Here is a 26217-nt window from a genome sequence, read left to right as displayed (position 1 = left end):
ATCAGCGTCCGTACGGGCCTTCCAGCCCCTGGGCAAACATCAGGCGAAAGCCGCGCTTGAGTTGGGCGTCGCGGGCTTTCTCGAAGGCGGTGACTGCCTCGTCGCGCTCCAGGAACTGTTCGCGCTTCATGGTGGCGCGGCCGCCCTGGATGCCGGATTCGCGGTACAGCGTCCAGCCGCCGAGCAGGTCCTGCTCCAGCGTGATCTGGACGTAGCGGGGTGCGTCGGTACTGCCGGGCACGGTTTGCAGATAGAGGCGCATGGGTTCCAGGGATGCCGCACGAACAGGCGCGTAGCCAGACGGCACAGTTTATAGGATTTGCGCGGGCAGGCTCGTGGCCGGGTCGGGCCATGTCGTCACACCCGACGGTTCATCCCGCGGCTTGCAGCACGGCCAGCACGTCGGCCTCGTTCACGCCGCCGACGATCTCGGCCCGGCCGATGCCGCGCCACAGGATCAGCCGCAGCGTGCCGGCGGTGTTCTTCTTGTCCAGCCGCATCAGCGCCAGCAGTTGCTGTGCGTCCATCCCGGGAGGGATCGCCACCGGCAGGCCAAGGGTTTCCAGCAGGCGCTGCAGGCGTCCGGTGGCGGCCGCATCGCTCATGCCCAGCCGCTCGGACAGCCGGGCGGCCAGCAGCATGCCCACCGCCACGCCCTCACCGTGCAGCAGGGTGGTGTAGCGGCCGGCAGTTTCCAGCGCATGGCCGAAAGTGTGGCCGAAGTTGAGCAGGGCGCGTTCGCCCTGCTCGGTCTCGTCGCGGGCGACCACGCCGGCCTTGTACCGAACCTTCCGCGCGATCGCTTCCATCACGATGGCGGGATCGCGCGCGGCGAGCGCGGCGGCATGCTGTTCCAGCCAGGCGAAGAACGGCTCGTCGCCGATCGCCGCACCCTTGATCACCTCGGCCAGGCCGGCGCGGTATTCGCGATCGGGCAGCGTCGCCAGGGTGTCGATGTCGGCGATCACGGCGCGCGGCTGGTGGAACGCGCCGGCGAGGTTTTTGCCGACCGGCAGGTTGACGCCGGTCTTGCCGCCGACCGAGGAATCGACCATCGCCAGCAGGGTGGTCGGCATCTGGATGAAGTCGATGCCGCGCATCCAGCACGCCGCGCTGAAGCCGGCCAGGTCGCCGACCACGCCGCCGCCCAGCGCGATCACACAGGCGTCGCGGGTGGCGCCGAGTTCGCCCAGCGCCTCCAGCGCGCGGCCGACGTTGGCGAAGCTCTTGTGCATCTCGCCGTCGTCGAGCAGGAACGTCGACCGGTGCAACCCGTCCAGTCCCGCTTCGATGCGCGGCAGGTACAGCGGCGCCACCGTGGTGTTGCTGACCACCAGCGCATGCCGGCCGCGCAGCACGGCGCGCCAGCGCGCGTGATTGGCGAGCAGGCCGGCGCCGATCCACACCGGATAGCTGCGCTGGCCGAGGGCGACGGTGATGGTATGGAATGCGTGGTCGTTCATGCCGTCTGCCTGGGTGCTGCGCCAGGGCGCTGCCAATGGTGGTCAATCAGCGCGATGCAGCGCTCGCTGGCGGCGGCGACGCTGCCGTGTTCGCCGGGCACCGCGAGGTCGGCCAGTTCGCGGTAGAGCGGCTCGCGCTCCTGCGCCATCGCCTGCAGCCGTGCGTGGCGGTCGGGCACCGCCAGCAGCGGGCGGCGGTGGTCGCGCTCCAGCCGTTCCAGTTGCTGTTCGATCGTGGTCTGCAGCCACACCACGTAGCCGCGCTCGCGCAGATGTCGGCGGTTGTGTGGCGCGAGCACCACGCCGGCACCGGTGGCCAGCAGCACGCCGGGACGGCGGCTGCACTCGTCCAGCAGCGTGCTTTCGCGCTGGCGGAAACCAGCCTCGCCCTCGATCGCGAACACCGTGTTCACGTCCACCCCGCAATGATGTTCGATCTCCTGGTCGAGATCGACGAAGCTCAGGCCATAATGCGCGGCAAGTCGTCGCCCGATCGAGGTCTTGCCGGCGCCGGTCGGGCCGATGATGAAAAGGTTGGGCGACGGATTCATGGGCAAATGCTAACAGGGCGGATCGGCCCGGATGGCGTGACGGGAGGGTGATGGTGAGTGAACGTATCCTGCTGGCCGGATGCGGCGACCTGGGCGAACGCGTGGCGCAGCGTCTGCGCGCGCACGGCGACGAGGTCTGGGCGCTGCGGCGCCAGCCTCCCGCGCGCGGCGGGCACGGCATCCATTGGCTGCGCGGCGACCTGACCGATCCGGCCAGCCTGCGCGAACTGCCGGCCGGGATCACCCGGCTGGTCTACCTGCCGGCGCCGGCGACGCGCGACAAGGCGGCATACCGCGCAATCTTCGTGGACGGCCTGCGTCACCTGCTGGACGCACTCGATCGCCGCAAGCTGGCACGCGTGCTGTTCGTCTCGTCCAGCGCCGTCTACGGCGAACACGACGGCGACTGGGTCGACGAGGCCACCCCGACTGACCCACCCGGGTTCAACGGTGCGGTGCTGCTGGAGGCCGAGCAATGGCTGGCGGAGCAATCGCTGCCGTCGACCGTGCTGCGGCTGGCCGGGCTGTACGGGCCGGGACGGCTGCAGCTGATCGAGCGCCTGCGCGCGGGGCAGCTGCGGGTGCCGCGTGAGGCGCCGCACTGGGCCAACCGGATCCATGTCGACGATGCCGCTGCCGCGATCGTGCACCTGCTGGATTTGAAGTCGCCGCAGCCGCTGTATCTCGGCGTGGACGACACGCCGATGCCGCTCGACGAGCTGTACGACTTCCTCGCGGCCCTGATCGATGCGCCGTTGCCCGCCGAGGGCGCGGCGCCGGCCGGCGTGGGCAGCAAGCGGCTGCGCAATGCGCGGCTGCGCGCCAGCGGCTGGGCGCCGCAATGGCCGGACGCGCGCGAAGGCTATGCCGCGCTGCTCGACGGCTGAACCATCCACCACAGGAGAACTGCCATGGCCAACGCGGTACCGCATCACCAGGTCAGCACCGCCAACGACATTCCCGGCTGCCGCATCGTGCGTTCGCTGGGCATCGTGCGCGGCATCACCGTGCGTTCGCGCAGCGTGGTCGGCAATCTCGGCGCGGCGCTGCAGACCATCGTCGGCGGCAACATCTCGATCTACACCGAACTGTGCGAGAAGGCGCGCGAGGAAGCGTACGAGCTGATGCTGCAGCACGCCGCCGCGATGGGTGCGAATGGCGTGGTGGCAATGCGCTACGACGCGAACGAGGTGGCGCAGGGCGTCACCGAGGCGCTGGCCTACGGCACCGCGGTGCAGGTCGAGGCGTCAACGTGAGGTGATTTTGCAGTGCGGCTTGCCCCCGCCGATGGCGGCGGCACAGACTCGGGCTTCAGAGCGGGGGAGCGCTGCGTGCCGCTTGCACGATTCCACGGGAGATTGACGCCATGTCGGTAGCCAAGGTCATCGAAATCAACGCTTCGTCCAGCAAGGACTTCGAGCACGCCGTGCAGCATGGCCTGAGCAAGGCCGCCGAGTCGGTGAAGAACATCAAGGGCGCCTGGGTCAACGAGATCAAGGTGGTGACCAAGGACGACGGCACGGTGACCGAGTGGCGCGTCAACATGAAGGTGAACTTCGTGGTCGATTGATCGCCGCGGGAATCGGGATTGGCGCCGTGCGATGCTTTCCCGATTCCCGGCTTCAGCCGTGGCTGAGCCCGGTCACGTGGCGGTCGTCGTCGTACTCCACGCAGGTGTCCGCCAGTGCCGGCAGGGTGGCCAGCGCGTGCCGGCTGAGCCGCTCGAAGTGCGCCAGGAACCGTTCCATCGCGGCGGCGTCCATCGCCAGCGGCGCGTGCCGGGCCAGCAGCTCCTGTTCCTGCTCGCCGCGCCAGCGGCGCACGATCTCCCAGCTTGGCGCCTGCAGCACGATCAGCGCGTCGAACTTGCGCCACAGCGGCTGGTAGCCGCGCAGCTGCTTGTTGACCCAGTGCCGCCAGCTGCCGTCGGGGTCCTCGGTACGCTCCAGTTCGTTGACCGGCCTGGCCAGCGCGGCTTGCAGCTGCGGGCGGATGCCCAGCGCCCAGCCTTCCACGATCACCAGCCGCGGCGGCCGCGTGGTGCGCGGCCAGCGCGACGGCGGGAAGCGGGTGTCGCGGCCCTTGTCGAAGCGCGGGTGCGACACCGGCAGCTTGTCCGAGGCATGCGGCAGGGCAGCCAGCACCGACATCAGCAGCTCGATCTCGTGCGTGCCCGGCACGCCGCGGCTGCGCAGCAGCGGGTGCACGTCGCGCGCCAGCCCCTCGCGGTCACTGCGGGCGTAATAGAAGTCATCCAGCGCGAGCACCTCGGTGGCCCAGCCGCGGGCTTCGGCCTGGGCCTTCATCACCCGCGCCAGGGTGCTCTTGCCGCTGCCCTGCAGGCCGGACAGGCCGAGGATGTACGGGCGGCGCGAACGGGCGATGCGCCCGGCGTACTGGTCGAGCAGGTGGCCGGCGAGGGCCTCGTTCTGCATGTCGGCGTGGGACGTCATCCGCGGGGTACCGTGGTTCCGGGGGGAATTTCCGCCACCGGCAGGCCGCGGCGGCGAAGCATCGTGCCAGCGGGCATATCGCTGCCGCCTTCACATGTCGTGGCGGAAGATGGCGCTGTCATCCGGGCCAGGCTGGTACGGGATGGATGGGGCATTGCACTATTATCAGTCAGATTCATCCGCACCATGATGGCGCGTGTTGGCCACGATGCAAAAGGAAAGTTTCAGACACCATGCTCAAATCCGAGATTCTAGACACCTTCCAGCACCTGCTGGACGAAGCCAAGGCCAGTGGCGACCGCGAGCCGACGGCGATGAACCTGGCCACCGTGGACGGTTCCGGCCGGGTCGCCTCGCGCATCGTGCTGCTCAAGGGAGTCGACGAGCGCGGCTTCCGCTTCTACACCAACTACGACAGCGACAAGGGCAGCCAGCTCGAGGCGCATCCGCAGGTGGCGCTGTGCTTCCACTGGAAGCAGCTGCGCGAAGGCGTGCAGGTGCGTGTGGAAGGCGTGGTACGCAAGCTGCAGGCGGAAGAGTCGGATGCCTACTTCGCCAGCCGGCCGCGCGGCAGCCAGATCGGCGCATGGGCCTCGCTGCAATCGCAGACGCTGCCTGATCGCGACAGTTTCGAGCAGCGGGTGGCGCGCTACGAACAGCAGTTCGAGGGCCATGAGGTGACCCGCCCGCCGCACTGGGGCGGCTTCGTGGTGGAGCCGGACATGCTGGAGTTCTGGTACGGCGCCGAGTTCCGCCTGCACGAGCGGGTGCGCTGGGATCGCCACGGCCGGACCTGGACCAGCCGGATGCTGTACCCGTGACCCGCGCGCTGCCCGCGGAGCATGTGGCGCAGGGCAGCTTCACCGTGCACACGCGCGGGCGCGGTTTCAGCGAAATCACCACGCAGGTCGGCGACGCGGTGGCGGCCAGCCACGTACAGACCGGCATCGCGCAGGTGTTCACCGCGCATACCAGTTGTTCGCTTTTGATCAGCGAGAATGCGGACCCCGCCGTGTGCAACGACCTGGAGCGCTGGTTCACCCGCGCCGTGCCGGACGGTGATGCGCTCTTCCAGCATGATGCGGAGGGCCCGGACGACATGCCGGCGCACGTCCGCTCGACCCTCACCGGGGTCAGCCTCAGCGTGCCGGTGCACGGCGGCAAGCTGATGCTGGGTACCTGGCAGGGCATCTACCTGTGGGAACACCGCCTCGACCCGCACCAGCGCAAGGTCGTGGTGACCGTGTTGGGGAATTGAACGCATGCATCACGCCGCACCGGATGCCGGCCTGCCGGACCACTACCCGCAGCGCATCGTCTGCCTCACCGAGGAGCCCACCGAGGTGCTGTACGCGCTCGGCGAGGAGCGCCGCATCGTCGGCATCTCCGGCTTCACCGTGCGGCCGCCGCGCGCGCGCAGGGAGAAGCCGAAGGTCTCCGCCTTCACCAGCGCGAAGATCGGCGAGATCCTGAAACTGGAACCGGACCTGGCGATCGGTTTCTCCGACATCCAGGCCGACATCGCGCGCGAGCTGGTCAAGGCCGGCGTCGAGGTGTGGATCAGCAACCACCGCAGCGTCGACGGCATCCTGGCCTATATCCGCCGGCTCGGCGCGATGGTCGGCTCACACGAGAAAGCCGAGGCCTACGCGCAGCGCGCCGAGCGGCACATCGCCGAGATCCGCGCTGCTGTCGCAAAGCTGCCGCGGCGGCCCAGGGTGTACTTCGAGGAATGGGACGAACCGATCATCACCGGCATCCGCTGGGTTGCCGAGATCATCGGCATCGCCGGCGGCGACGACTGCTTTCCCGAACTCGCGCGCGAACCGCTGGCGAAGCAGCGCATCCTGCCAAACGGCGACGAGGTGGTACGGCGCGCGCCGGACATCATCCTGGGCTCCTGGTGCGGCAAGCGCTTCCGCCCCGAAAAGGTTGCGGCGCGGCCGGGCTGGGATACGATTCCCGCAGTGCGCCACGGCGAGCTGCACGAGATCAAGTCACCGATCATCCTGCAGCCGGGCCCGGCGGCGCTGTTCGACGGGCTGGACGAGATCCATCGGATCATCGCCGCATGGGCGCTGCGCTGAGAGCTTGATTCCCTGGCTGTCGCGCAAGCGGTTTCGGCCGCGGCTTCAAGATCGTGTCCAGCATCGAATCAGCCATGTCGGCCGCAAGGTCCTGGCTGAAAGCAGACATGAAAAAAGCACCGGTCGATTACGCCAGTGGGGTTACCCGCAACACCAGCTTTCCCCGATGGCTCCCATCAAACAGCCGGTTCAATACCTCCGGTGCGTTCTCCAGGCCATCGGCAATCGTCTCCTCCGCTTTCAACCGCCCGTCGCGAATCCACCCGGCAAGCGCCTGCACCGCCTCGCGCGTCCTGGTGTAGTCGAGCACCAGAAACCCGCGCATGCTCAGCCGCTTCATCACGAACACACCGTAATCGTCGTGCGGCCGCTCGTCGCTGTTGTAGCCGGAGATCAGGCCGCACAACGCCACGCGTCCGCCGATCACCATGCGTGAGAGCACCGCCCGCATCACCTCGCCGCCGACGTTCTCGAAGTTGACGTGCACGCCGTCGGGAGTGGCGGCCTTGAGTTGCTGCTTGAAGTCGGCGGCCTTGTAGTCGACGGCGGCATCGAAGCCGAGCTCGTCGGTGAGGTAGCGGCACTTGTCGCTGCCGCCGGCGATGCCGACCACGCGGGCGCCCATGATCTTGCCGATCTGGCCGGCGACCGAGCCGACCGAGCCGGCGGCGGCGGAGACCACCAGGGTTTCGCCGGCTTGCACGGGAGCGATATCGGTGAGGCCGTAGTAGGCGGTGACGCCGCTCATGCCGGCTGCGCCAAGCAGGGTGGGCAGCGGGATGCCGGGGTCGGCGGGCAGGACCACGTAGCCCCTGGCGCTTTCGTGCAGCACCAGGTAGTCCTGCCAGCCGGTGACGCCCTGCACCAGGTCGCCTTCGCGGTACTGCACCGAACGCGACTGCACCACGCGGCCCAGGCCGAGCGCACGCATCACCTCACCGATCGCCACCGGCGGCAGGTACTGCGGGATGTCGCGCATCCACACGCGGTTGGTCGGGTCCATCGAGATATACAGCACGCGCACGAGTACCTCGCCGTCTTTCAGCGCGGGCACGGGCTGTTCGACCAGGTCGAAATCCTCGCGCCGGACCAGGCCTTCGGGGCGGGTCCGGAGGCGCAGCTGGCGATTGAGTCGGGTCATGCGGTTTACCGTGACGGGAAAGCCCGTTCCACTATACGGCGGCGGCGTTGCCGGCACGTAACCCCGTTGCGTCGCCGGCAGCGTTGAATCAGTGGCGAGGTCGTTTCGTGCCGGAACGGCAACCGGGGCGACATCGCTTGTGCCTGTCGTGTTCCACTTACACTGTGCCGGCCGCGCGGCACACAGGGAGAAACGCATGCTTGCTCGAACGCTCGGACTGCTGGGCCTGTGGCTGTTGCTGGCGGCGCCATTGCCGGCGCAGGACGTACCGCCACCGCTGCGCGACTGGCAGGGCTGGGTGCTGCATGACGTGCCGCAGCACGACTGTCCATTCCTCGCCACCCAGACGCCGAATGCCGGCAGTCATGAGTGCGCCTGGCCCGGTCGACTGGTGCTTGCGGCGGACAAGGACGGTGGCCGCTTCAGCCTGGATGTGCACGTGGATGCGTCGAGCTGGGTGGTGCTGCCCGGCGACGCGCGGAGCTGGCCGCAGCAGGTCAGCGCGAACAACCAGCCGGCCACCGTGCTGCAGCGGGGCGACCAGCCGATGTTGTGGCTGGTGCCCGGTGACTATCAGCTGCGTGGCGTACTGCCGTGGATGGCGCGCCCGGCGCGCCTGCGCGTGCCTTCGACGATCGGGCTGGTGGTGCTGAGCGTCGACGGCGCGGCGGTTACGCGCATCGAACGCAACGGCGAACAGCTCACCCTGGGCGAGGCCGCCGCCGCACAGCGCGCCGCCGACGCGCTGGCGCTGCGCGTGTATCGGCGCCTGGTCGACGGCCTGCCGGCCACGCTGGAGACGCAGCTGCAGTTCAACGTCGCCGGCAGCGCGCGCGAGCAGTCGCTCGGCCCGGTGCTGCCGGAGGGTTTCGTGGCCACCGCCTTGTCTGGCGACCTGCCCGCACGGCTGGACAACGACGGCCAGCTGCGCGTGCAACTGCGCCCGGGCCAGTGGGCGGTCACGCTTGCCGCACGCAGCGTCGCCCCGCTGGGCAAGGTGGCGCTGAAGCTGCCGGCGGCACCGTGGCCGCGGCAGGAGATCTGGAGTTACGACGATGCGCCCGCCCTGCGCAACACCCGGGTGGACGGCAACGCCACCGATGCCGCGCAAGCCGGGGTGCCGGGCGAGTGGCGCGAGCTGCCGGCCTTCGTGCTGAACGACGGCGCGGGCCTGGCGATCGAGCAGGGCACGCGCGGCGACGAGGGCGGCAAGGGCGACCAACTGCACCTGCAGCGCCAGCTGTGGCTGGACTTCGACGGCGGCGGCCTCAGCGTGGCCGACCGGCTCAGCGGCGAGCTGCGTCATCGCCAGCGTCTCGACGTGGCGGCGCCGTGGCAGTTGCAGCGGGCCAGCCAGGACGGTGAGCCGCTGCTGGTCAGCAAGGGTGGGGACGGCCGCAGTGGCGTCGAACTGCGCGAGCAGCAGCTCGATCTGGATGCCGGCCTGCGCCTGCCGACACATCACGGCGCGATTCCCAGCGCCGGCTGGCAGCTGCCGCTGGAAAGCATCGACGCCACCTTGCACCTGCCGCACGGCTACCGCCTGCTCGGCGCGACCGGCGTGGACCGCTCGCCCGATTCGTGGGTTGCCCAGTGGAGCCTGCTCGACCTGTTCGTGGTGGCCTTGATCGCACTGCTGGCCGGCCGCCTGCTCGGCTGGCCGTGGGCGCTGCTGGCCGCGGGCTACCTGACGCTGGCGCAGCACGAGAGCGCCGCGCCGCTGTGGACGCTGGCGGCGACGCTAGCGCTGGCGCTGCTGCTGCGTGCGCTGCCGGAAGGAAGGCTGCGTTCGGTGGCTCGCATCGGTGCCGTCGCCGTGTTCGCGCTGGCGGTGCTGTGGACGCTGCCGTTCGCTGCGGCGCAATTGCAGTACGCGCTGCATCCGCAACTGGAAGGTGGAAGCCAGAGCCGGATCGTTTCGGCGGGCTACGCCGAGCAGGCAGCACAGGAAGAGGTCTATGCGAAGGCGCGGATGAAGCAGTCGGCACCGGCGCCTGCACCCATGGCGCCGCCATCGGTCGCCGAAGTTTACGCCGACGCGACGATGCCGCCGCCACCGCCGCTGCCACCACCGGCACCTGCGATGGCGATGCAAAACGGTTCGAACTTGTCGCTGCAAGCCGTCTCCGTCACCGGGTCAGCCGTGCGGAACCTGAGCGGCGTACCGACCCTTGCCGGCAACGCCGTCGACAGCCGCAGCGTGACCCAGGCCGGCGCCGGCACTCCGCACTGGGACCAGGGCAACGACTACCGGCTCGGCTGGTCCGGCCCGGTGACCGTGGAGCAGAGTACGCAGCTGGTGATCGCGCCGGCCTGGCTGGTGCGGTTGCTGCGGGTGCTCATGGTGGGCTTGCTGGCGCTGTTGCTGGCGAAGCTGGTGCCGCTGCTGCTGACGCCGCTGCGCGGCCGCTGGCGTGATTGGCGCGGCGGTGGCGTGGCGAGCGCGGCCTTGCTGGCCATCGCCTTGTTGCCGGCCGGCGTGCATGCGCAAAGTCTTCCCGACCAGCAGTTGCTGAACCAGTTGCGCAGCCGGCTGACCGAAGCGCCGAAGTGTGCGCCGGCCTGCGCCGTCGTGGCGCAGGTGCAAGTGCAGGCGAGCGGCGATACGCTGGGCGTGGAACTGGAAGCGCACATCGGCGCGGTCGTCGCACTGCCGCTACCGCAGGCCGATGACGCGCTGCAGTTGCTCGATGTCGGTGTGGACGGCCATGCGAATGCACCGCTGAGCCGCCGCGGCGACCAGCTGCTGCTGCGGCTGGAGCGTGGCGTACACCGGGTCAGCCTGCGCTACCGCATCGGCGTGACGGACAACGCCAGCCTGCGTTTTGTGCTGCGCCCGCAGCGCATGGCGTTCAACGGCCAGGGCTGGTCGCTGGCTGGCGTCGACGACGGTCGCCTGCTGGGCGACAGCATTGCCTTGCAGCGCGTGCACACGGCCACCGATGGCAAGGATCTGCCGCCCGCACAGAGTTTTCCGCCGTACGTGCGGCTTACCCGCCGCCTGCAGCTGGGCGTGGACTGGACGGTCGAGAACACGGTCGAGCGGATCGCCCCGCAGAACGGCGGCTTCAGCGTCACGCTGCCGCTGCTGCCTGGCGAGCATCCGCTGGGCGACGGTGTGCTGGTGAAGGATGGCCGCATCGGCATCACCTTCAACGCGAACAGCGGCGAGGTGAGCTGGACCAGCCGGCTCGATCACGCGGCGACGCTGGCGCTCGAGGCGCCGGCGCTGGGCGAGCGCGCCGAGGTGTGGCAAGTCCACGCCACGCCGATGTGGCATGTGGACGCGAAGGGCGTGCCAACCAGCGCCAGCGACGACGGGCTGCTGTACCAGCCGCTGCCCGGCGAGAGCCTGCAGCTGGCCTTCAGCAAGCCGGTGGCGATTGCCGGCGACAGCCTAGCGTTCGATGGCATGCAGGTGACCAGCCGCGCCGGCGAGCGTGCCACCGAAACCACGTTGAGCCTGCGCGCGCGCAGTACGCGCGGCGGCGAGCACGCGATCGGCCTGCCTGCCGGCGCCGAATTGCTGGATGCAAATCGCGACGGCGAACCGATCAACCTGGCCGTGCGCGACGGCAAGCTGAGCCTGCCGCTGCTGCCGGGCGAACACGACTACACGCTGCGCCTGCGCGAGCCGCACGGTGTCGCCGCGCGCACGCGCACGCCGGTACTCGCGCTGCACGCGCCGGTGGCGAACGTCGACCTGGCGCTGCAGCTGCCGCAGGATCGCTGGGTACTGTGGACGTGGGGGCCGACTACCGGCCCGGCGGTGCTGTACTGGTCGCAGCTGGTTGTGCTGTTGTTCGCCGCCTGGCTGCTCGCGCGTTACGCGCCAACGCCGCTGCGCTTCCGGCACTGGTTGCTGCTCGGGCTGGGCTTCTCCGCGTTTGCCTGGAGTGCCTACGCGCTGGTGGTGGTCTGGCTGATCCTGTTGGGTTTGCGTGCGCGCAGCACGCCGTCGGAACGGCTGGACAGCACGACGTTCAACCTGATGCAGCTGGGCCTCGCGCTGCTCACCGTGCTGGCGCTGGTGGTGCTGATCAGCGCGGTGCCCAAGGGCCTGCTCGGCCTGCCGGACATGCACGTGGCCGGCAACGCCTCCAATGCGTGGAACCTGCGCTGGTTCGCCGACCAGAGCGCCAATGCGCTGCCCGGTGCCGGTGTGTTCAGCGTCCCGCTGTGGGTGTACAAGCTGGCCATGCTGGCGTGGGCGCTGTGGCTGGCGTGGTCGCTGATCGACTGGCTACGCTGGGCGTTCGGCGCGTGGACGCGCGGCGGCTACTGGCGCAAGCGCGCGCCGAAGCCGGGCGTGACGCCGCCGCAGTTGCCGCCCTCGGCGACGGAGCCGCCGCATGCCTGATGTCCGCAACATGCTGGCTGCCGCGACCGTTCGGCTCGGCGAGCGCGTCGACGCCGAGCTGCTGTTGCTGCATGTACTGCAGCAACCGCGCAGCTGGCTGTTCACCCACGCCGACGACGTGCCGGATATGGACGTCCAGACGGCTTATGCCGCCCTGGTCGAGCGCCGCGCCGCGGGCGAACCGGTGGCCTATCTCACCGGCCGGCGCGGCTTCTGGTCGCTGGATCTGGAAGTGACCCCGGCCACGCTGATCCCGCGCCCGGAAACTGAACTGCTGGTGGAGCTGGCGCTGCAGCGCCTGCCGTCAATCGCTGCCTGCAGCGTGGCCGATCTCGGCACCGGCAGCGGTGCGATCGCGCTGGCCATTGCGCGCGAGCGGCCACGCGCCCGGGTGGTCGCCACCGACGCCAGCGCCGCCGCACTCGCCGTGGCCCAGCGCAATGCGCAACGTCATGCCCTCGGCAACGTCGCCTTCGTGCATGGCGACTGGCTGGCGCCGCTGGCTGGCCAGCACTTCGACCTGATCGTCTCCAACCCCCCGTACATCGAAGCGGCTGACCCGCACCTGGCGCGGGGCGACTTGCGCCATGAACCCGCCAGCGCACTGGCCTCCGGCGCCGACGGCCTCGACGACATCCGCCGCATCGTGCGCGACGCCCGTGCCCACCTGCATGCCGATGCCTGGCTGCTGTTCGAACACGGCTGGAACCAGGGCACCGCCGCCCGCGCCCTGCTCATCGAGGCCGGCTATGCCGAGGTATTCACGGCGCAGGATCTGGAGTTGCGCGATCGGGTCAGCGGCGGGCGTCTCGGGTAGGTCGTCGCGCACCGACCCGCCTGCCGGTGGGATGGCGGATCTCAGCCCGCGCTGGCGATGCTGGCGGCGGCAAGCTGCGGGAAGCGCGCGCGGATCGCGTGGCGGATGCCGGGCAGGTCGAGGCCGGCCATGCTCAGCACTTCCTCGCGGCTGCCATGCTCCAGATAGACGTCTGGAAGGCCGAGATGCAGGATCGGCAGGGTGATGCCGTGTGCGGCCAGGCATTCGGCCACGGCGGAGCCGGCACCGCCGGCGACCGCGTTGTCTTCCAGGGTGACGAAGGCGTCGTGGGTCTGCGCCAGTTCCACGAGCAGCGCCTCGTCCAGCGGTTTCACGAAGCGCATGTTGACCAGGGTGGCATCGAGTTCGGCGGCGATCGTGGCGGCCGGTGCCAGCATCGTGCCGAAGCTGAGCAGGGCCAGGCGGTGGCCGCGCCGGCGCAGCTCGGCCTTGCCGAGCGGCAGCGTGTCGAGTTGCTGGTGGATCGCGGCGCCGGGGCCGGTGCCGCGCGGGTAGCGGATGGCGGCGGGGCCGTGGTGGTGGAAGCCGGTGCTCAGCATCATGCGGCACTCGTTCTCGTCGGCCGGCGCCATGATGACCATGTTCGGCAGGCAGCGCAGGTAGGTCAGGTCGAAGCTGCCCGAATGGGTGGCGCCGTCCGGCCCGACCACGCCGGCGCGGTCGATGGCGAAGGTGACGTCGAGGTTCTGCAGCGCCACGTCATGGATCGCCTGGTCATAGGCGCGCTGCAGGAAGGTGGAGTAGATCGCCACCACCGGTTTGGCGCCTTCGCAGGCCATGCCGGCGGCCAGTGTCACCGCGTGCTGTTCGGCGATCGCCACGTCGAAGTAGCGCTCGGGGTATTCCTTCGAGAAACGCACCAGGCCGGAACCCTCGCGCATTGCCGGGGTAATGCCGAGCAGTCGCTCGTCGGCGGCGGCCTGGTCGCACAGCCAGTCGCCGAAGACGTCGGTGTAGGCAGGCCGGGCCGGCGCCGCCTTCTTCACCAGGCCCGCCTGCGGATCGAACGGACCCACCGCGTGGTACTTGATCTGTTCCTGCTCGGCCGGGGCGTAGCCCTTGCCCTTGGTGGTGATCACGTGCAGCAGCTGCGGGCCGGGCAGGTTCTTCACCGTGCGCAGCGCCTGCAGCAGCTTCGGGATGTTGTGACCGTCGATCGGGCCGGTGTAGTGGAAGCCCAGCTCCTCGAACAGCGTCGAGGGCACGAACATGCCCTTGGCGTGCTCTTCCCAGCGCTTGAAGAAGCGGCCCATGAAGGACTGCTTCGGGATTGCTCGCTTGGCCCGTTCGCGCAGCTGGTTGAGGCGGCGGCTGGCCATGGCGCGGGCCATCATCTTGGTCATCGCGCCCACGTTCTCGCTGATCGACATGCCGTTGTCGTTGAACACCACCAGCAGGTTCGGCTCGACGTCGCCGCCGTGGTTGAGCGCCTCGAACGCCATGCCGGCGGTCATCGCGCCGTCGCCGATCACCGCGACGACCTTGCGCTGGTCGCCCTTGTGCTGCGCGGCGATCGCCATGCCCAGCGCGGCCGAGATCGAGGTGGACGAATGGCCGACGCCGAAGGTGTCGTATTCGCTTTCCTCGCGGCGCGGGAATGGCGCCAGGCCGTCCTTCTTCTTGATCGTGGTGATGCGGTCGCGGCGGCCGGTGAGGATCTTGTGCGGGTAGCACTGGTGGCCGACGTCCCACACCAGGCGGTCGTGCGGCGTGTCGAATTCGTGGTGCAACGCCACGGTCAGTTCCACCACGCCCAGGCCCGCGCCGAAATGGCCGCCGGAGCTGGCCACCGCCTCGATCAGGTACTGGCGCAGCTCGTCGGCGACGGCGGGAAGCTCGTCGTCGGGCACGCGGCGCAGATCGGCCGGCGTCTCGATCGGCGCCAGGTGGGGGTAGTGGGAAAGGTCGTTCATCCGCGTATTGTTGGTCCAGCGGCGGGGCGGGGCAAGGGCAGACATGTGAACAGGCGCTGGCGGGGCGCCGCAGGAGGTGCCCGCGTGGCGCGCGGGTTCACGTGGCGCCGTCGTCGGGACCGTGGCGCGCACAACGACAAGTCGGGACGACCCGATCGATCGGGCTCAGGCGGCCGCGGGCGCGGGCATGGACATCGAGCGCCGGTCGCGCGGCAGCCGGCTGACCAGGAATTCCATCTGGTCGGCCAGGATGTTGCGGTTGGACAGGATCAGGTGCTCCACCCAGCTCGGCCGGTACGGCACCGCCAGCAGCGGCATGTTGGCTTCCTGCGGGGTGCGGTTGCTCTTCTTCAGGTTGCACGCGAGGCAGGCGCTGACCACGTTCTCCCACTCGTCCTTGCCGCGCTTGGAGATCGGCAACACGTGGTCGCGGGTGAGTTCGGCGCGGACGAAATGCTCGCCGCAATACAGGCAGATGTGGCGGTCGCGGGCGAACAGGGCGGTGTTGGTCAATGCCGGCGCCGGGTCGATCGCATGCTCGCGGCAGTGGCCGGTGCTGGCGATGATCGGGTGCAGCTGCAGCAGGCTCTGCGCGCCGAGCAGGCGGTTGTGGCCGCCGTGCACGGTGAGGCAGGGGTCGCCCAGGGTCCAGGCGACCGCGTCACGGACGTACAGGCAAACCGCCTCCTGCCAGCTGATCCAGTCGAGGATGCGGCCGGCGGCGTCCAGTGACAACACGCGGGTCGCGTTGAAGTCGGCCCGACTTGGCACTTCCATCAGCATGTAAATCGTCCTTCAGCCAGGGGCGTCGAAAGAGCGTTCGGGCAATGCGGGGTGCTTGTCTGCGGCCAGCATAGAACAATTTCGTTGCAATCCGCATGCAAATGAGGCAGCGCCACCCCTGGCGGGCAGTCGCCGTTGCGGATAAGCACTGATATGATTGCCAGTCAACACAGACCCGACGCCGGGTTTGGTAGGGGCGCTTGGTGGTGACCCGGCACGGCGGTGGGCAGAGGTGGACAACGTGGCTGAAGTTCTTTTCTACGAGCATCCGGTACCGCTCAACCGTGTCGAGCACAAAGACCTGCGCATGAAGGCCGTGCCGAACGTGAAGTTCGCCATGAACGCGCATTCCGTGCCGCTGACCGGCGTCGAATTCGGCGTCGCCGCGCGCGACCTGCTGATCGTGTTCGCCGGCACCAGCACCGCCGATGCCGGCCCGATGGCCCTGCTGGGCCTGCGCCAGAACGAAAACCTGTACGTCGACGCCAACGGCCAGTGGGCGCCGGATACGTACGTTCCCGCCTTCGTGCGCCGCTACCCGTTCGTGCTGGCCGAGAAGCCGGTCGGGCAGGAGGGCGACGACTTCACCGTGTTCCTCGACGAGCGTTACGAGGGCTTCAACGCGGACGAAGGCCAGCGCCTGTTCCAGGAAGACGGTACCGACAGCGAGCTGCTGGCCAATGCCGTGGGCTTCCTCGGCGATTTCCAGCAGAACGTGGCGCGCACCAAGTGGTTCGTGGAGCAGCTGAACAAGCACGACCTGCTGGAGCCGCGCAGCGTGCAGCTGCAGAAGGAAGGCAAGGACGGCCAGCAGGGCAAATCGATCAACCTCAATGGCCTGTTCGTGGTCAACGAGGCCAAGCTACGCGAGCTGGACGAGAAGACCGCCCAGGAATTCCTGCGCGAGGGCATCTTCGGCTGGATCTATGCGCACCTGCTGTCGCTGACCAACATCGACCGCCTGGCCCGTCGGCTGGACGTGCGTGAGCAGGCCGAGGCGGCTGCCGGCACGGTCGCGAACTGAGCGTTCCATTCCGCTGGTCGCAACAAGGAAGCCGCCCTCGGGCGGCTTCTTTCGTTGGCGCATTCAGCGGACCGGCTTGGCCAGCCGCAGCAGGTCGGGCGAATAGCCCGAAGTTTCGTACAGCGCCCGGGCGCGCTCGTTGCCGGGGAACACCGCCAGCGTAACCAGTTGGCACTGATGGTCGCGTGCCCAGGCCTCGGCGTGCGCCAGCAGCGCCTTGCCGACGCCGCGGTTCTCGTATTGTGGCGCCACCGCGATGTCGGAGATGTGGCAGTTGCTGCGCCCGGTGAAGAAATCCGCGGTGCGCTGCAGGTGGATGAAGCCGGCCCGTTCGCCGTCCGCATCCTCGGCCACGAACAGGTAGCTGTTCGCCGGCTGGTCTTCCAGGTGGCGCAACAGATCGCTGCGGATGCCCTCGATGCATTCGTGGCGCCGTCGCCACGGCGGCAGCGTGAAATCCACGAAACGCGGCACCTGCGCCAGGATGAATTCGTCGTCTTCTTCTTCGGCCAGGCGGATCAGCAGGGACATGTCGGTCATGAGGAGCGATCGGTGGCGGGGTGACGGTGCCGTTTCTACACCTTGCCTCGTGGCTGCGGTAGTCCCTGCCGGCACGTGTATATTCCACGAAGTGCGGCAAACGCGAGAGCGCTGCATCGACCCCGCGGCGCCGAACGGCATCCACGCAAGGAGATCGCCCATGTCGACCACCCGCCGCCTCCACATCCAGCCTGCCGGGGATCCGGTGCTCGCGCAGGGCATGCGCGACATCCACGCCGAGCTGAAGCTGCCGTTGGCGTTCCCGCCCGAGGTCGAGGCCGCCGCGGCGCAGGCGGCGGCGAACCCGCGGCTGCCGGAACTGGATCGCAGCGACATCGCCCTGGTGACCATCGACCCGCCCGGCTCGATGGACCTGGACCAGGCGATGTACGTCGAGCACACCGCTGGTGGCTACCGGGTGTATTACGCGATCGCCGACGTCGCCGCCTTCGTCAGCGCCGGCGACCCGGTCGACCTGGAAGCGAACCGGCGCGGCGAGACGCTGTATGGCGCGGACGCGAAAATCCCGCTGCACCCGACGGTGTTGTCCGAAGGTGCCACCTCGCTGCTGCCCGATCAATTGCGTCCGGCGCTGCTGTGGACGATCGAGCTGGACGGGGCCGGCGAAAGCATCGCCGTCGACGTGCGGCGGGCGAAGGTGCGGAGTCGCGCCCGGCTCGACTACGCCGGCGTGCAGCAACGCATCGACGCGGGGACGGCCGAGCCGATGTGGGCGGTGCTGCGCGAGGTCGGCGAGTTGCGCCGGCAGCGCGAGTTCGCCCGTGGCGGCATCAGCCTGCCGCTGCCGGAGCAGGAGATCAGCGTGGTCGATGGCCGCTGGAAGCTGGCATTTCGCGCGCGCCTGCCGATCGAGGACTGGAACGAGCAGATCTCGCTGCTGATCGGGATGGCCGCGGCGGACCTGATGGTGCAGGCGAAGGTGGGCGTGCTGCGCACCTTGCCGCCGCCCGATCCGCGCGCGATCGAGCGCCTGCACGTCACCGCGCGGGTGCTCGGCATCAGCTGGCCGCCCGCGCTGGACTACCCCGGCTTCATCCGTTCGCTGGACCCGTCGAACGACATCCACGTGGCGATGCTGACCGCCTGCACCACGGTGCTGCGCGGAGCCGGCTACGCGGCGTTCGACGGCACCCTGCCGGCGCAGCCGATGCACTCGGCGCTGGCCGCGCAGTACACCCATGCCACCGCGCCGCTGCGCCGGCTGGTCGATCGTTATACCGGCGAGGTCTGCGTGGCGCTGTGCGCGAAGCAGCCGGTGCCGGGGTGGGCGCTGGCCGCGTTGCCGGGCCTGCCGGCCACGATGCAGGCCTCCGGCCATCGTGCGGGCCAGTACGAAAGTGCCGTGCTGAGCCTGGCCGAAGCCGCCGTGCTGGCGCCGCGGCTGGGCGAGGTCTTCAACGGCGCGATCGTCGAGGTTGCGCATGACGATCCGGCCAGGGGCATGGTGATCGTCCGCGATCCGGCGGTCGAGGCGAGCGTGTCGGGCAGCACGAACCTTCCGCTCGGCGCCGACGTCAGGGTAAGCCTGGTCGAAGCCGATCCGGTGCGGCGGGTGACCCGGTTCGAGCTGGCAGGGTGACACTGCGGTGGCGTCGACGTGGCGGCTGCCATCGCCGTGCCGCCTGGGCGGATCAGCCGCGGCGTGCGCGAGAACCTGCAGAAGCAGGGCATCACCGTGCGGACCGCCACGGCAGTCAAGCGCGCCGACGCCAGCGGCCTGTACGACGCCGAAGGCAAGCTGCTGCCGGCCGACGTGATGGTTGTGGGCCGCCGGCGTGCGCGCGCCCGTGTTCCTGCGCGAGATCGACGGGCTGGAAACCAGCCGCAACGATCACTGGCCGTGCTGCCCACGCTGCAGGCCACGCGCAACCCGGCCATCTTCGCGTTCGGCGATTGCGCGGCATGCCCGCGTGGCGGTGGTGCCAGCGGCAACGTGCCCGCGCTGGCCCAGGTCGCGCATCAGCAGGCGGCCCTGCTGGTCGGCAACCTGCGCCGCCGGCTCGGCGGCAAACCGCTGCAGGATTACCGCTACCGGGACCGCGGCACGCTGATTTCGCTGGCCTCGTACAACGCCTTCGGCAAACTGTTCGGCAACCGCATCATCGAGGGGCGCCTCGCGCACTTCTTCTACGCTTCGCTCTACCGCATGCACCAGTCCGCCCTGTACGGCCCCTGGCGCACTTCGCGCAGGCTGCTGGGCGACGCGATCGCCCGCAATACCCGGCCATTGCTGAAGTTGCATTGAGGCATCGGCGCGCCGGTGGTTGCGGCGCCCGCAGCGGGCATGCCAGATTCGCGCTTCATCAGGACGCCTGGGGAATCCACAATCATGCGCAAATCTTTCGCCGTGGCGGCGAGCCTCGCCACGGGCATCGTGTTGTCGGCCTCGTGCCTGGGCCAGGACAGCAAACCCAGACCGCCCATCGTCACCGATCCGGTCTACACGAAGCCGCAACAACTGGTGGACATGGACCACGGACGCCGCATGAACCTGTACTGCCGCGGCTCGGGTTCGCCCACGGTGATCCTCGACGCCGGCATGGGTGATTCCTCGATTTCATGGGCGCTGGTGCAACCGGCGCTGGCGAAACGTACCCGGACCTGCGCGTACGATCGCGCCGGCATGGGCTTCAGCGATGCGGCGACGCGCCCCAGCACGGCGGGCAACATCGCCGAAGACCTGCATGCCCTGTTGCGTGCGGCGCAGATCAGTCCCCCGTACGTACTGGTCGGGCATTCGATGTCCGGCCTGACGGTGCGCGTGTTCGCCGACCGCTATCCGGACGATGTGGTGGGCATGGTGCTGGTCGAAGGCTCGCATGAGGACCAGTCCGTGCGCGGCTGGGCGATCGGCGAGCCCGGCCAGCAGGCGAAATGGGATGCCTATCTCAAGGACGCGCGTTCCTGCGTGGACGAAGCCCGCAAGGGCATGGCCAAGGGCACGCCGGCGTTTGCGAAATGCGTCGGCGACGACGACCCCAGGTTCAGCCAGGCCATCAACGAGGCGCAGCAGAAGTACGCGGTCACGCCGAAATGGCAGGCGGCCGCGGCCTCGGAACGCGAAAGCGTGTTCTACGCGAGCGCGCAGCAGGCCCGCGCCACCCGCAAGGACTTCGGCGCAATGCCGATCATCGTGCTCACCCATGCGCCGTATCCGAAAGGCAAGGACGAGACGCAGGAGCAGCGCAACCAGCGCACCCTGCTATGGGAGGACCTGCACACCCAGGTGGCCGCCATGTCCACCCACGGCATCAACATCATCGTGCCGCGCAGCGGCCACTTCGTGCAGTACGACCGCCCGGAGATCGTGATCGACGCAGTGGACCAGGCGGTGGCGATCGCGAAGGAGCAACACCTGAACTGATTTTGGTCGTGCTCCCTCCTTGCCTGCAGGGAGGGAGCACGGCAGTCGCCTCAGCTGCCCACCACCGGCAATGCGATGAAACTTGCCTGATCCGCCGCGTGGTACACGCGCTGGGTGGCCTTCCGGTAGTCCGCCGGTTTCGCCATGAGGATGTTCGGCACGAAGGTCTGCGGGTTGCGGTCGTACAGCGGGAACCAGCTCGACTGCACCTGCACCATGATGCGGTGGCCGGGCAGGAAGACGTGGTTCGCCGGGGGCAGCGCGAAGCGGTAGGACAGTGGCTGGTTGGCGGCGACCGGTTTCGCCTCGGTAAAGCCTTCGCGGTAGCGGCCGCGGAAGATATCCATCGCCACGGCGAGCTGGTAGCCGCCCATCTCGGGCTCGTAGGCGACCTGGTCGGGGTAGACGTCGATCAGCTTGACCACCCAGTCGCTGTCGGTGCCGCTGGTGGAGGCGACCAGGTGCACCTCCGGCACGCCGCTGATGGTCAGCGGCGCAGTGAGCACGTCGCTGACGTAGCTGAGCACGTCGGTGCGGCCTGACGCCTCGCGCTGGTCGTCGACCAGCCACTGCGGCCAGGTGAAGGTGTCGTAGCCGATCGGCTGGATCGGGCGCGCGCGGAACGGCACCGGGTGCGCGGGATCGGACACGTATTCGTCGTAGGCGTCGCCGGCGGCGGGCGCGCTGAAGCCGAGCTTGCTGCCGGGCTCCAGGTACAGCGGGCGGCTTTTCGTGCGGCAGCCGTCGGTGCAGGCCAGTGGCCAGCGATCCAGCCGCTGCCACTGGTTGCTGCCGGTCTGGTACGCGGTGACGGCGGCGGTATCGGCTCTGGGCGCGCCGTCCTTGAGGTATTGCGCCAGGTACGGGCGCAGGATCTTCTCGCGGAAATACTTCGCGGTGTCGCTGCCGAAGCGGATCGCGCCCAGCGAACTGCCTTCCTTGATTTCCTGGCCGTGGTTCCACGGCCCCATCACCAGCTTGACCATGGTGCCGCTGGTGTCCTTCGGCTTGATCGCGCGGTACACGGCCAGTGCGCCGTAAATGTCTTCCTGGTCCCACAGGCTGTGCACCAGCATCACCGGCACTTTCAGCGGCTGCGCGGCGAGCAGTTTGTCGACCGCCTGGTCGCTCCAGAAACTGTCGTAGGCCGGGTGCGCCAGCAGCTTGTTCCAGAAACCGAGCTGGCGCATGCCGTAGGCATCGGCCAGCGCGCCGGCGGAGCCGTAGTGCATGAACAGGTCGTAGTCGTCGTGGTAGTTCGTCCACCACTTGATCGAGTTGTCGCGGCTGGCGACCTGCTCATAGATGTAGGCCAGGTTCTGCTGGCGGAACGCGCCATTGTGGAACCAGTCGTCGCCCATCCAGCCGTCGACCATCGGGTTCATCGGCACCGACACCTTCAGCGCCGGGTGTGGGTTGAACAACGCCATCAACGGCTCGAAGCCGTCATAGGAAATGCCCAGCGTGCCGACCTTGCCGTTCGACTCGGGGATGTTCTTCACCAGCCAGTCGATGCTGTCGTAGGTGTCGGTGGCGTCGTCCACCGGGGTGGGATTCTGCGGGCCGTGCAGCGGCCGGTTCATCACGTAGTCGCCTTCGGAACCGTACTTGCCGCGCACGTCCTGCACCACGCGGATGTAGCCGTCCTCGACGATGATGTCGGCGACGTTGTCGTAGCCCTGCAGGGTTGGGCCGAGGTGGCCGCTCATGCTGAGCCGGGTCAGCGCGTTCGCGTCGTACGGCGTGCGGGTGAACAGGATGCCGGCGTGGTGGGCGCCCTTGGGGACCAGGATCACGGTGTGCAGCTTGACCCCGTCGCGCATCGGCACCATCACGTCGCGCCGCTCGTAGTCGAAGCTGGCGGTGGCCGGCACGAACTTCGCCGGCGTTTCGCTGGGGTAGTCCGGGTATTTCGCCGGCGTCGTCGCGGCGGCTTGCAACAGGCTGCTCATCGTCAGCAGCAAGGCAAACAAGGCAGGCTTCACGCCTGCAGCGAACCGACTCGACGTCATGGTGGCTCCCCCGGTTGGACAACGCCGTACAGGGTAACCGCAACCGCGGCCCGGCGAATGTGGCGTGTTGGCAAGCCTGTTGCTTGAGTGAGGGCATGAACGACATTGCCTACGACATCAGCTATCTGCTCGACAGTGAACCGGCCAGGGTGGAAGCGCCGGCGTTGCGCGTGGCCAGGACCCCGCCGCCCGCGGCGCCACCCGGCATGGTCGAGGTGCAGGCTGTCCTGGCGCAGGAGCTGCTGCAAGCTGCCGAAGTCCATGAGGAATGGATCAGGCAGTACCTGCGCATGCAGGGCAGCACCCAGATCAGTCGATGAGACGACTGTCGCGGCAGAGCAGAACCTGACCCGGTTGGACACATCCGGGCAGCCGTCGATCGGCATGGCAGCCCGGACGCCTGGGGCCGCCGGTTCCTGACGGCCGCGAAGCGGCCGGCCAGGCGCGCACCCCACGGCGTCACGTACCCGGGCTGGCAGGTTGGGCAGGCGCAGCGAGCCCGACAGGTTGGTAATGCCGCTCCGTCGGGGCCAGGGCGTTCATTCCATGTCCGGTGCCGCGCTCGATATACGTGGCGGCAGGGTTTCCGACGATGCCGACAAAAAAGCCCGGGGCCAGCCCGGGCTTTTTTTGCTTGCGGTGGGGCGGGCGCGTCAGGCGATCGCGGGCAGCGTGTCCACGCCGGCTTCGATCGCCGCCTTGTGCATCCGCGTGCGCGGCAGGATGCGGGCGAAGTAGAACGCGGCGGTGTCGCGCTTGGCCTGCTTGAACGCGGTGGACTGGTTGCCGGCTTCGGCGGCCGCCACGCTGCGCGCCCACAGGTAGGCGAGGGTGACGTAGCCGGAGTAGTACAGGTAGTCGGTCGCCGCGGCGCCGAGTTCCTCCGGGTTGGCCGCCACGCGCTGGGCCAGGCTCACGGTGAGGTCGCTCCACTCCTTGGTGGCGACGGCCAGCGGGCCGATCAGGTGGCGCAGCGCGGCATCGGCGCTGTGCTGCTGGCAGAACGCGCTGATCTCCTGCAGGAAGTGCTTCGCGCCCACCCCTTGCAGCTGGAGGATCTTGCGGCCCAGCAGGTCGGCGGCTTGGATGCCGGTGGTGCCTTCGTACAGGGTGATGATGCGGGCGTCGCGGACGAACTGCTCCATGCCGTTCTCGGCGATGTAGCCGTGGCCGCCGTAGATCTGCAGCGCTTCCTTGGTGCACTCCTGCGCCAGCTCGGTGGTCATGCCCTTGGCGATCGGGATCAGGAAGGCGACCAGTTCGCCGGCCTTCTGCCGTGCCGCTTCGTCGGTGGCGCGATGCTCGATGTCGGTTTGCAGCGCGGTGTACAGCACCAGCGCGCGCGAGCCTTCGACGAAGGCGCGCTGGGTCAGCAGCATGCGCCGCACGTCCGGCTGCACCAGCAGATTGTCGGCCGGCTTGTCGGGGAACTTCGCACCGGACAGCGAGCGCGACTGCAGCCGCTCGCGGGCGTAGTTGAGGCTGTTCTGCAGCGCGCGCTCGGCCAGCGCCAGGCCCTGCACGCCGACGGAAAGGCGCGCGGCATTCATCATGGTGAACATCGCGGCCAGGCCCTTGTGCGGCTTGCCGATCAGGTAGCCCTCGGCGCCGTCGAAGTTCATCACGCAGGTGGAGCAGGCGTGGATGCCCATCTTGTGCTCGATCGCGCCGGCGGCCACGGTGTTGCGCTGGCCCGGCGTGCCGTCGGCGTTGAGCTTGAACTTGGGCACGATGAACATCGAGATGCCGCGGCTGCCTTCCGGTGCGTCGGGCAGGCGCGCCAGCACCAGGTGCACGATGTTCTCGGTGAGGTCGTGCTCGCCGGCGCTGATGAAGATCTTGGTGCCGCTGATCTTGTAGACGGCGTGGCCGTCCGCGTCCGCCGCGGCCGGTTCGGCGCGGGTCTTCAGCAGGCCCAGGTCGGAGCCGGCCTGCGGCTCGGTCAGGCACATGGTGCCGGTCCAGCGGCCGGCCACGATCGGCTTCATGAAGCGCTCGCGCTGCCATTCCTCGCCGTGCATTTCCATCGCGTGGGTGGCGCCCTCGGACAGCAGCGGGTACAGGCTCCAGGCCAGGTTGCCGGACTGGAAGATCTCGGTGGTGGCGGTGCCGAGCACGCCGGGCAGGGCCTGGCCGCCGTAGGTTTCCGGATTGGTCAGGCCGGTCCAGCCACCTTCGGCGAACGCCTTGAACGCTTCCTTGAACGACTTCGGCGTGGTCACCGTCTGGGTGGCCTTGTCGAAATGGCAGCCTTCGGCGTCGGCAGGACCATTCGTCGGCGCCAGCAGCTGTTCGCTGAGGCGGCCGGCTTCCTCCAGCACTGCGTCGAGCAGGTCGCGGCTGTGCGCCTCGCCGCCTTGCAGCGAGGTCAGGGTCGACTCGGCGCCCAGTACATCGAACAGGGCGAAACGCAGGTCGTCGAGGGGAGCCTTGTAAGCGGTCATGGTGATTCCTTCGTTGAATGGGTGATCAGCGATACGTGTTGGCGATGCCCGGCACCGCCGAGATCCAGTCGCTGCCGTTGAAGTCGAACGAGCGCGGCTTGTCTTCCTGCTCGGGTTTGGCGCTGATGCTGCCGCTGACGCGGTAGGCCAGCGCGCCGGCGCTGCCCTTGGCGGCGATCGCCTGCAGTGCCTGGGTCATCGCCGCGGTGGGCAGCACGTTGAGCTGGATCACGTCGCCGGCAAGCTCGGGAATGTCGCGGTCGAAGGTGGCGTGCAGTCGCACCGGCACCAGCTCGGCCACCTGCAGCTGGCCGTCCAGCGACTTGAAGTCCATGCCGCCGTAGCTGTTGTTCTGGATGCGCACGGTCAGCTGCCACTGCCCGTCCGGCAGCACCACCAGTTGCTGGATGCTCAGGGTCGGCGGGAACACGCTCTTCTTCGCCGGGCCGCAGGCGGCCAGGCCCAGCAGCAGGGCGGGGATGATCCAGCGCAGCAGACGCATCGCGGTTTCTCCAAACGATCGTTTGAATACCGATTCTAACCGCGATCGAGGGGGTTGGCGCCAGTGGCTGCGAATGGTCGCCGGCGGGCGGTGGCGCGGGGCCGCCATGAAGCTCTCGACCGGTGCCCGCGGGTCGCGGCAGGTGCACGCCGGATTTTCGCGCGGCGCGTCTGGCGAAGGTTTCGCGGTCATGCGCAAACAGGCATCATCGGCGTTCATCTTTCATTTGCAGGGTTCCACCGCATGTCACGACGCTTTGTTGCACGCCGCTCGCCGATCCACGGCAACGGTGTGTTCGCCACCGCCCCGATCGCCAGGGGCGAGGAGATCATCGAGTACAAGGGCAAGTTGATGAGTCACGCGCAGGCGGACGATCTGTACGGCGACGGCGGCGAGACCGGCCACACGTTTTTGTTCACACTCAACGACGACTACATCATCGACGCCAACCAGGGCGGCAACAGCGCGCGCTGGATCAACCACAGCTGCGCGCCGAACTGCCGCGCGCTGGTCGAGGAAAGCGCCAGCGGCGACCCGCGCCGGGACCGCGTGGTGATCGAGGCGATCCGCAACATCAAGCCAGGCGAGGAGCTCACCTACGACTACGGCATCGTGCTCGACGTGCCGCACACCGCGCGCCTGAAGAAGCTGTGGGTATGCCTGTGCGGCTCGCCGAAGTGCAGCGGCACGCTGCTCAAGCCCAAGCGTTGAAGCCTGCCGC

General features: G+C 68.8%; 25 protein-coding genes. 14 read left to right on the top strand and 11 right to left on the bottom strand.

What is annotated here, in order from left to right; translation table 11 throughout:
* Position 1 precedes the first annotated feature (1 nt).
* The 3 genes from IMW82_RS11165 to IMW82_RS11155 all read right to left on the bottom strand — a co-directional run bounded on the left by IMW82_RS11165 (position 2) and on the right by IMW82_RS11155 (position 2014).
* Positions 2 to 262 (bottom strand): WGR domain-containing protein, encoded by a 261-nt coding sequence (locus tag IMW82_RS11165; RefSeq protein WP_108472732.1) that lies wholly within the window; start codon positions 260 to 262, stop codon positions 2 to 4.
* Between the two features lie 109 nt (positions 263 to 371).
* Positions 372 to 1463 carry a 3-dehydroquinate synthase gene (gene aroB / locus IMW82_RS11160; RefSeq protein ID WP_211004484.1) on the bottom strand — a complete coding sequence of 364 codons (1092 nt, stop codon included), beginning with the start codon at positions 1461 to 1463 and terminating at the stop codon, positions 372 to 374.
* The gene (locus IMW82_RS11155; protein WP_108472734.1) at positions 1460 to 2014 is read right to left on the bottom strand and encodes a shikimate kinase; all 555 of its coding nucleotides are present in this window, start codon (positions 2012 to 2014) and stop codon (positions 1460 to 1462) included. Before IMW82_RS11155 ends, aroB begins: the two co-directional genes overlap by 4 nt.
* A 53-nt stretch (positions 2015 to 2067) precedes the next feature.
* Between IMW82_RS11155 and IMW82_RS11150 the strand changes: the two genes are divergently transcribed.
* The 3 genes from IMW82_RS11150 to IMW82_RS11140 all read left to right on the top strand — a co-directional run bounded on the left by IMW82_RS11150 (position 2068) and on the right by IMW82_RS11140 (position 3584).
* The gene (locus IMW82_RS11150; protein ID WP_211004483.1) at positions 2068 to 2901 is read left to right on the top strand and encodes an SDR family oxidoreductase; all 834 of its coding nucleotides are present in this window, start codon (positions 2068 to 2070) and stop codon (positions 2899 to 2901) included.
* Positions 2902 to 2925: 24 nt separating this feature from the next.
* On the top strand, positions 2926 to 3270 hold the full coding sequence (locus IMW82_RS11145; RefSeq protein WP_211004482.1) for a YbjQ family protein: 345 nt from the start codon (positions 2926 to 2928) through the stop codon (positions 3268 to 3270).
* 110 nt (positions 3271 to 3380) lie between these two features.
* Entirely contained in the window at positions 3381 to 3584 is a 204-nt protein-coding gene (locus IMW82_RS11140; protein ID WP_211004481.1) for a dodecin family protein, read from the top strand.
* Positions 3585 to 3636: 52 nt separating this feature from the next.
* Here IMW82_RS11140 and IMW82_RS11135 read toward each other — a convergent pair whose 3' ends face one another.
* Complete coding sequence (locus IMW82_RS11135; RefSeq protein WP_108472737.1) at positions 3637 to 4467, bottom strand: kinase; 831 nt, start codon at positions 4465 to 4467, stop codon at positions 3637 to 3639.
* 233 nt (positions 4468 to 4700) lie between these two features.
* Here IMW82_RS11135 and pdxH point away from each other — a divergent pair, with 233 nt between their 5' ends.
* The 3 genes from pdxH to IMW82_RS11120 are packed head-to-tail and all read left to right on the top strand — an operon-like array spanning position 4701 to position 6554.
* Positions 4701 to 5288, top strand: a complete 588-nt coding sequence (gene pdxH / locus IMW82_RS11130) for a pyridoxamine 5'-phosphate oxidase (RefSeq protein WP_211004480.1) — start codon at positions 4701 to 4703, stop codon at positions 5286 to 5288.
* The gene (locus IMW82_RS11125; protein WP_211004479.1) at positions 5285 to 5725 is read left to right on the top strand and encodes a secondary thiamine-phosphate synthase enzyme YjbQ; all 441 of its coding nucleotides are present in this window, start codon (positions 5285 to 5287) and stop codon (positions 5723 to 5725) included. Before pdxH ends, IMW82_RS11125 begins: the two co-directional genes overlap by 4 nt.
* A 4-nt stretch (positions 5726 to 5729) precedes the next feature.
* Positions 5730 to 6554, top strand: a complete 825-nt coding sequence (locus tag IMW82_RS11120; protein ID WP_211004478.1) for a cobalamin-binding protein — start codon at positions 5730 to 5732, stop codon at positions 6552 to 6554.
* Between the two features lie 127 nt (positions 6555 to 6681).
* Here IMW82_RS11120 and IMW82_RS11115 read toward each other — a convergent pair whose 3' ends face one another.
* Positions 6682 to 7695: an NADP-dependent oxidoreductase gene (locus IMW82_RS11115; protein WP_211004477.1), complete on the bottom strand. Its 1014-nt coding sequence runs from the start codon at positions 7693 to 7695 to the stop codon at positions 6682 to 6684.
* Between the two features lie 196 nt (positions 7696 to 7891).
* Here IMW82_RS11115 and IMW82_RS11110 point away from each other — a divergent pair, with 196 nt between their 5' ends.
* Together IMW82_RS11110 and prmC are read left to right on the top strand one after the other, a co-directional pair.
* On the top strand, positions 7892 to 12055 hold the full coding sequence (locus IMW82_RS11110; protein ID WP_211004476.1) for a hypothetical protein: 4164 nt from the start codon (positions 7892 to 7894) through the stop codon (positions 12053 to 12055).
* Complete coding sequence (prmC, locus tag IMW82_RS11105) at positions 12048 to 12872, top strand: peptide chain release factor N(5)-glutamine methyltransferase (RefSeq protein WP_211004475.1); 825 nt, start codon at positions 12048 to 12050, stop codon at positions 12870 to 12872. Before IMW82_RS11110 ends, prmC begins: the two co-directional genes overlap by 8 nt.
* Positions 12873 to 12913: 41 nt before the next feature.
* Here the strand turns inward: prmC and dxs are convergent, their stop codons facing one another.
* Complete coding sequence (gene dxs, locus IMW82_RS11100) at positions 12914 to 14806, bottom strand: 1-deoxy-D-xylulose-5-phosphate synthase (RefSeq protein ID WP_211004474.1); 1893 nt, start codon at positions 14804 to 14806, stop codon at positions 12914 to 12916.
* Positions 14807 to 14971: 165 nt separating this feature from the next.
* Positions 14972 to 15589: an HNH endonuclease gene (locus tag IMW82_RS11095; RefSeq protein ID WP_211004473.1), complete on the bottom strand. Its 618-nt coding sequence runs from the start codon at positions 15587 to 15589 to the stop codon at positions 14972 to 14974.
* A 241-nt stretch (positions 15590 to 15830) separates the two neighbouring features.
* Between IMW82_RS11095 and IMW82_RS11090 the strand changes: the two genes are divergently transcribed.
* The gene (locus IMW82_RS11090; RefSeq protein ID WP_234411382.1) at positions 15831 to 16613 is read left to right on the top strand and encodes a SapC family protein; all 783 of its coding nucleotides are present in this window, start codon (positions 15831 to 15833) and stop codon (positions 16611 to 16613) included.
* Between the two features lie 63 nt (positions 16614 to 16676).
* Here the strand turns inward: IMW82_RS11090 and IMW82_RS11085 are convergent, their stop codons facing one another.
* Entirely contained in the window at positions 16677 to 17153 is a 477-nt protein-coding gene (locus tag IMW82_RS11085; protein ID WP_108472747.1) for a GNAT family N-acetyltransferase, read from the bottom strand.
* Positions 17154 to 17313: 160 nt separating this feature from the next.
* Here IMW82_RS11085 and IMW82_RS11080 point away from each other — a divergent pair, with 160 nt between their 5' ends.
* The 3 genes from IMW82_RS11080 to IMW82_RS11070 all read left to right on the top strand — a co-directional run bounded on the left by IMW82_RS11080 (position 17314) and on the right by IMW82_RS11070 (position 20538).
* Complete coding sequence (locus IMW82_RS11080; protein WP_211004472.1) at positions 17314 to 18753, top strand: RNB domain-containing ribonuclease; 1440 nt, start codon at positions 17314 to 17316, stop codon at positions 18751 to 18753.
* Between the two features lie 18 nt (positions 18754 to 18771).
* Positions 18772 to 19419 carry an FAD-dependent oxidoreductase gene (locus IMW82_RS11075; RefSeq protein ID WP_211004471.1) on the top strand — a complete coding sequence of 216 codons (648 nt, stop codon included), beginning with the start codon at positions 18772 to 18774 and terminating at the stop codon, positions 19417 to 19419.
* Between the two features lie 84 nt (positions 19420 to 19503).
* The gene (locus tag IMW82_RS11070; RefSeq protein WP_211004470.1) at positions 19504 to 20538 is read left to right on the top strand and encodes an alpha/beta hydrolase; all 1035 of its coding nucleotides are present in this window, start codon (positions 19504 to 19506) and stop codon (positions 20536 to 20538) included.
* Positions 20539 to 20588: 50 nt separating this feature from the next.
* On the opposite strand, the gene IMW82_RS11065 is transcribed toward IMW82_RS11070, so the two are convergent.
* Positions 20589 to 22550 carry a CocE/NonD family hydrolase gene (locus IMW82_RS11065; RefSeq protein ID WP_211004469.1) on the bottom strand — a complete coding sequence of 654 codons (1962 nt, stop codon included), beginning with the start codon at positions 22548 to 22550 and terminating at the stop codon, positions 20589 to 20591.
* A 95-nt stretch (positions 22551 to 22645) separates the two neighbouring features.
* On the opposite strand from IMW82_RS11065, the gene IMW82_RS11060 reads away from it, so the two are divergent.
* Positions 22646 to 22870, top strand: coding sequence for a hypothetical protein (locus tag IMW82_RS11060; RefSeq protein ID WP_108472751.1), 225 nt, complete (start codon positions 22646 to 22648; stop codon positions 22868 to 22870).
* Between the two features lie 333 nt (positions 22871 to 23203).
* Here the strand turns inward: IMW82_RS11060 and IMW82_RS11055 are convergent, their stop codons facing one another.
* Positions 23204 to 24994 carry an acyl-CoA dehydrogenase C-terminal domain-containing protein gene (locus IMW82_RS11055; RefSeq protein WP_211004468.1) on the bottom strand — a complete coding sequence of 597 codons (1791 nt, stop codon included), beginning with the start codon at positions 24992 to 24994 and terminating at the stop codon, positions 23204 to 23206.
* Positions 24995 to 25019: 25 nt separating this feature from the next.
* Complete coding sequence (locus tag IMW82_RS11050) at positions 25020 to 25496, bottom strand: hypothetical protein (protein ID WP_211004467.1); 477 nt, start codon at positions 25494 to 25496, stop codon at positions 25020 to 25022.
* Between the two features lie 243 nt (positions 25497 to 25739).
* On the opposite strand from IMW82_RS11050, the gene IMW82_RS11045 reads away from it, so the two are divergent.
* The gene (locus IMW82_RS11045) at positions 25740 to 26207 is read left to right on the top strand and encodes an SET domain-containing protein-lysine N-methyltransferase (protein ID WP_108472754.1); all 468 of its coding nucleotides are present in this window, start codon (positions 25740 to 25742) and stop codon (positions 26205 to 26207) included.
* Positions 26208 to 26217: the final 10 nt, after the last annotated feature.

The sequence above is a fragment of the Rhodanobacter sp. B2A1Ga4 genome, from assembly GCF_018101315.1.
In the GTDB taxonomy this organism is placed as follows: domain Bacteria; phylum Pseudomonadota; class Gammaproteobacteria; order Xanthomonadales; family Rhodanobacteraceae; genus Rhodanobacter; species Rhodanobacter thiooxydans_A.
This window is presented reverse-complemented; position numbering and strand designations above follow the sequence as displayed.

What these genes read in the sequence shown, in the direction of transcription:
- IMW82_RS11050 (WP_211004467.1), bottom strand. Translation starts at nt 25,496, where the DNA reads ATGCGTCTGCTGCGCTGGATCATCCCCGCCCTGCTGCTGGGCCTGGCC.
- IMW82_RS11060 (WP_108472751.1), top strand. Translation starts at nt 22,646, where the DNA reads ATGAACGACATTGCCTACGACATCAGCTATCTGCTCGACAGTGAACCG.
- IMW82_RS11095 (WP_211004473.1), bottom strand. Translation starts at nt 15,589, where the DNA reads ATGCTGATGGAAGTGCCAAGTCGGGCCGACTTCAACGCGACCCGCGTG.
- prmC (WP_211004475.1), top strand. Translation starts at nt 12,048, where the DNA reads ATGCCTGATGTCCGCAACATGCTGGCTGCCGCGACCGTTCGGCTCGGC.
- IMW82_RS11145 (WP_211004482.1), top strand. Translation starts at nt 2,926, where the DNA reads ATGGCCAACGCGGTACCGCATCACCAGGTCAGCACCGCCAACGACATT.
- IMW82_RS11070 (WP_211004470.1), top strand. Translation starts at nt 19,504, where the DNA reads ATGCGCAAATCTTTCGCCGTGGCGGCGAGCCTCGCCACGGGCATCGTG.
- IMW82_RS11065 (WP_211004469.1), bottom strand. Translation starts at nt 22,550, where the DNA reads ATGACGTCGAGTCGGTTCGCTGCAGGCGTGAAGCCTGCCTTGTTTGCC.
- dxs (WP_211004474.1), bottom strand. Translation starts at nt 14,806, where the DNA reads ATGAACGACCTTTCCCACTACCCCCACCTGGCGCCGATCGAGACGCCG.
- IMW82_RS11110 (WP_211004476.1), top strand. Translation starts at nt 7,892, where the DNA reads ATGCTTGCTCGAACGCTCGGACTGCTGGGCCTGTGGCTGTTGCTGGCG.
- aroB (WP_211004484.1), bottom strand. Translation starts at nt 1,463, where the DNA reads ATGAACGACCACGCATTCCATACCATCACCGTCGCCCTCGGCCAGCGC.
- IMW82_RS11120 (WP_211004478.1), top strand. Translation starts at nt 5,730, where the DNA reads ATGCATCACGCCGCACCGGATGCCGGCCTGCCGGACCACTACCCGCAG.
- IMW82_RS11115 (WP_211004477.1), bottom strand. Translation starts at nt 7,695, where the DNA reads ATGACCCGACTCAATCGCCAGCTGCGCCTCCGGACCCGCCCCGAAGGC.
- IMW82_RS11055 (WP_211004468.1), bottom strand. Translation starts at nt 24,994, where the DNA reads ATGACCGCTTACAAGGCTCCCCTCGACGACCTGCGTTTCGCCCTGTTC.
- IMW82_RS11165 (WP_108472732.1), bottom strand. Translation starts at nt 262, where the DNA reads ATGCGCCTCTATCTGCAAACCGTGCCCGGCAGTACCGACGCACCCCGC.
- IMW82_RS11140 (WP_211004481.1), top strand. Translation starts at nt 3,381, where the DNA reads ATGTCGGTAGCCAAGGTCATCGAAATCAACGCTTCGTCCAGCAAGGAC.
- IMW82_RS11045 (WP_108472754.1), top strand. Translation starts at nt 25,740, where the DNA reads ATGTCACGACGCTTTGTTGCACGCCGCTCGCCGATCCACGGCAACGGT.
- IMW82_RS11135 (WP_108472737.1), bottom strand. Translation starts at nt 4,467, where the DNA reads ATGACGTCCCACGCCGACATGCAGAACGAGGCCCTCGCCGGCCACCTG.
- pdxH (WP_211004480.1), top strand. Translation starts at nt 4,701, where the DNA reads ATGCTCAAATCCGAGATTCTAGACACCTTCCAGCACCTGCTGGACGAA.
- IMW82_RS11080 (WP_211004472.1), top strand. Translation starts at nt 17,314, where the DNA reads ATGTCGACCACCCGCCGCCTCCACATCCAGCCTGCCGGGGATCCGGTG.
- IMW82_RS11155 (WP_108472734.1), bottom strand. Translation starts at nt 2,014, where the DNA reads ATGAATCCGTCGCCCAACCTTTTCATCATCGGCCCGACCGGCGCCGGC.
- IMW82_RS11085 (WP_108472747.1), bottom strand. Translation starts at nt 17,153, where the DNA reads ATGACCGACATGTCCCTGCTGATCCGCCTGGCCGAAGAAGAAGACGAC.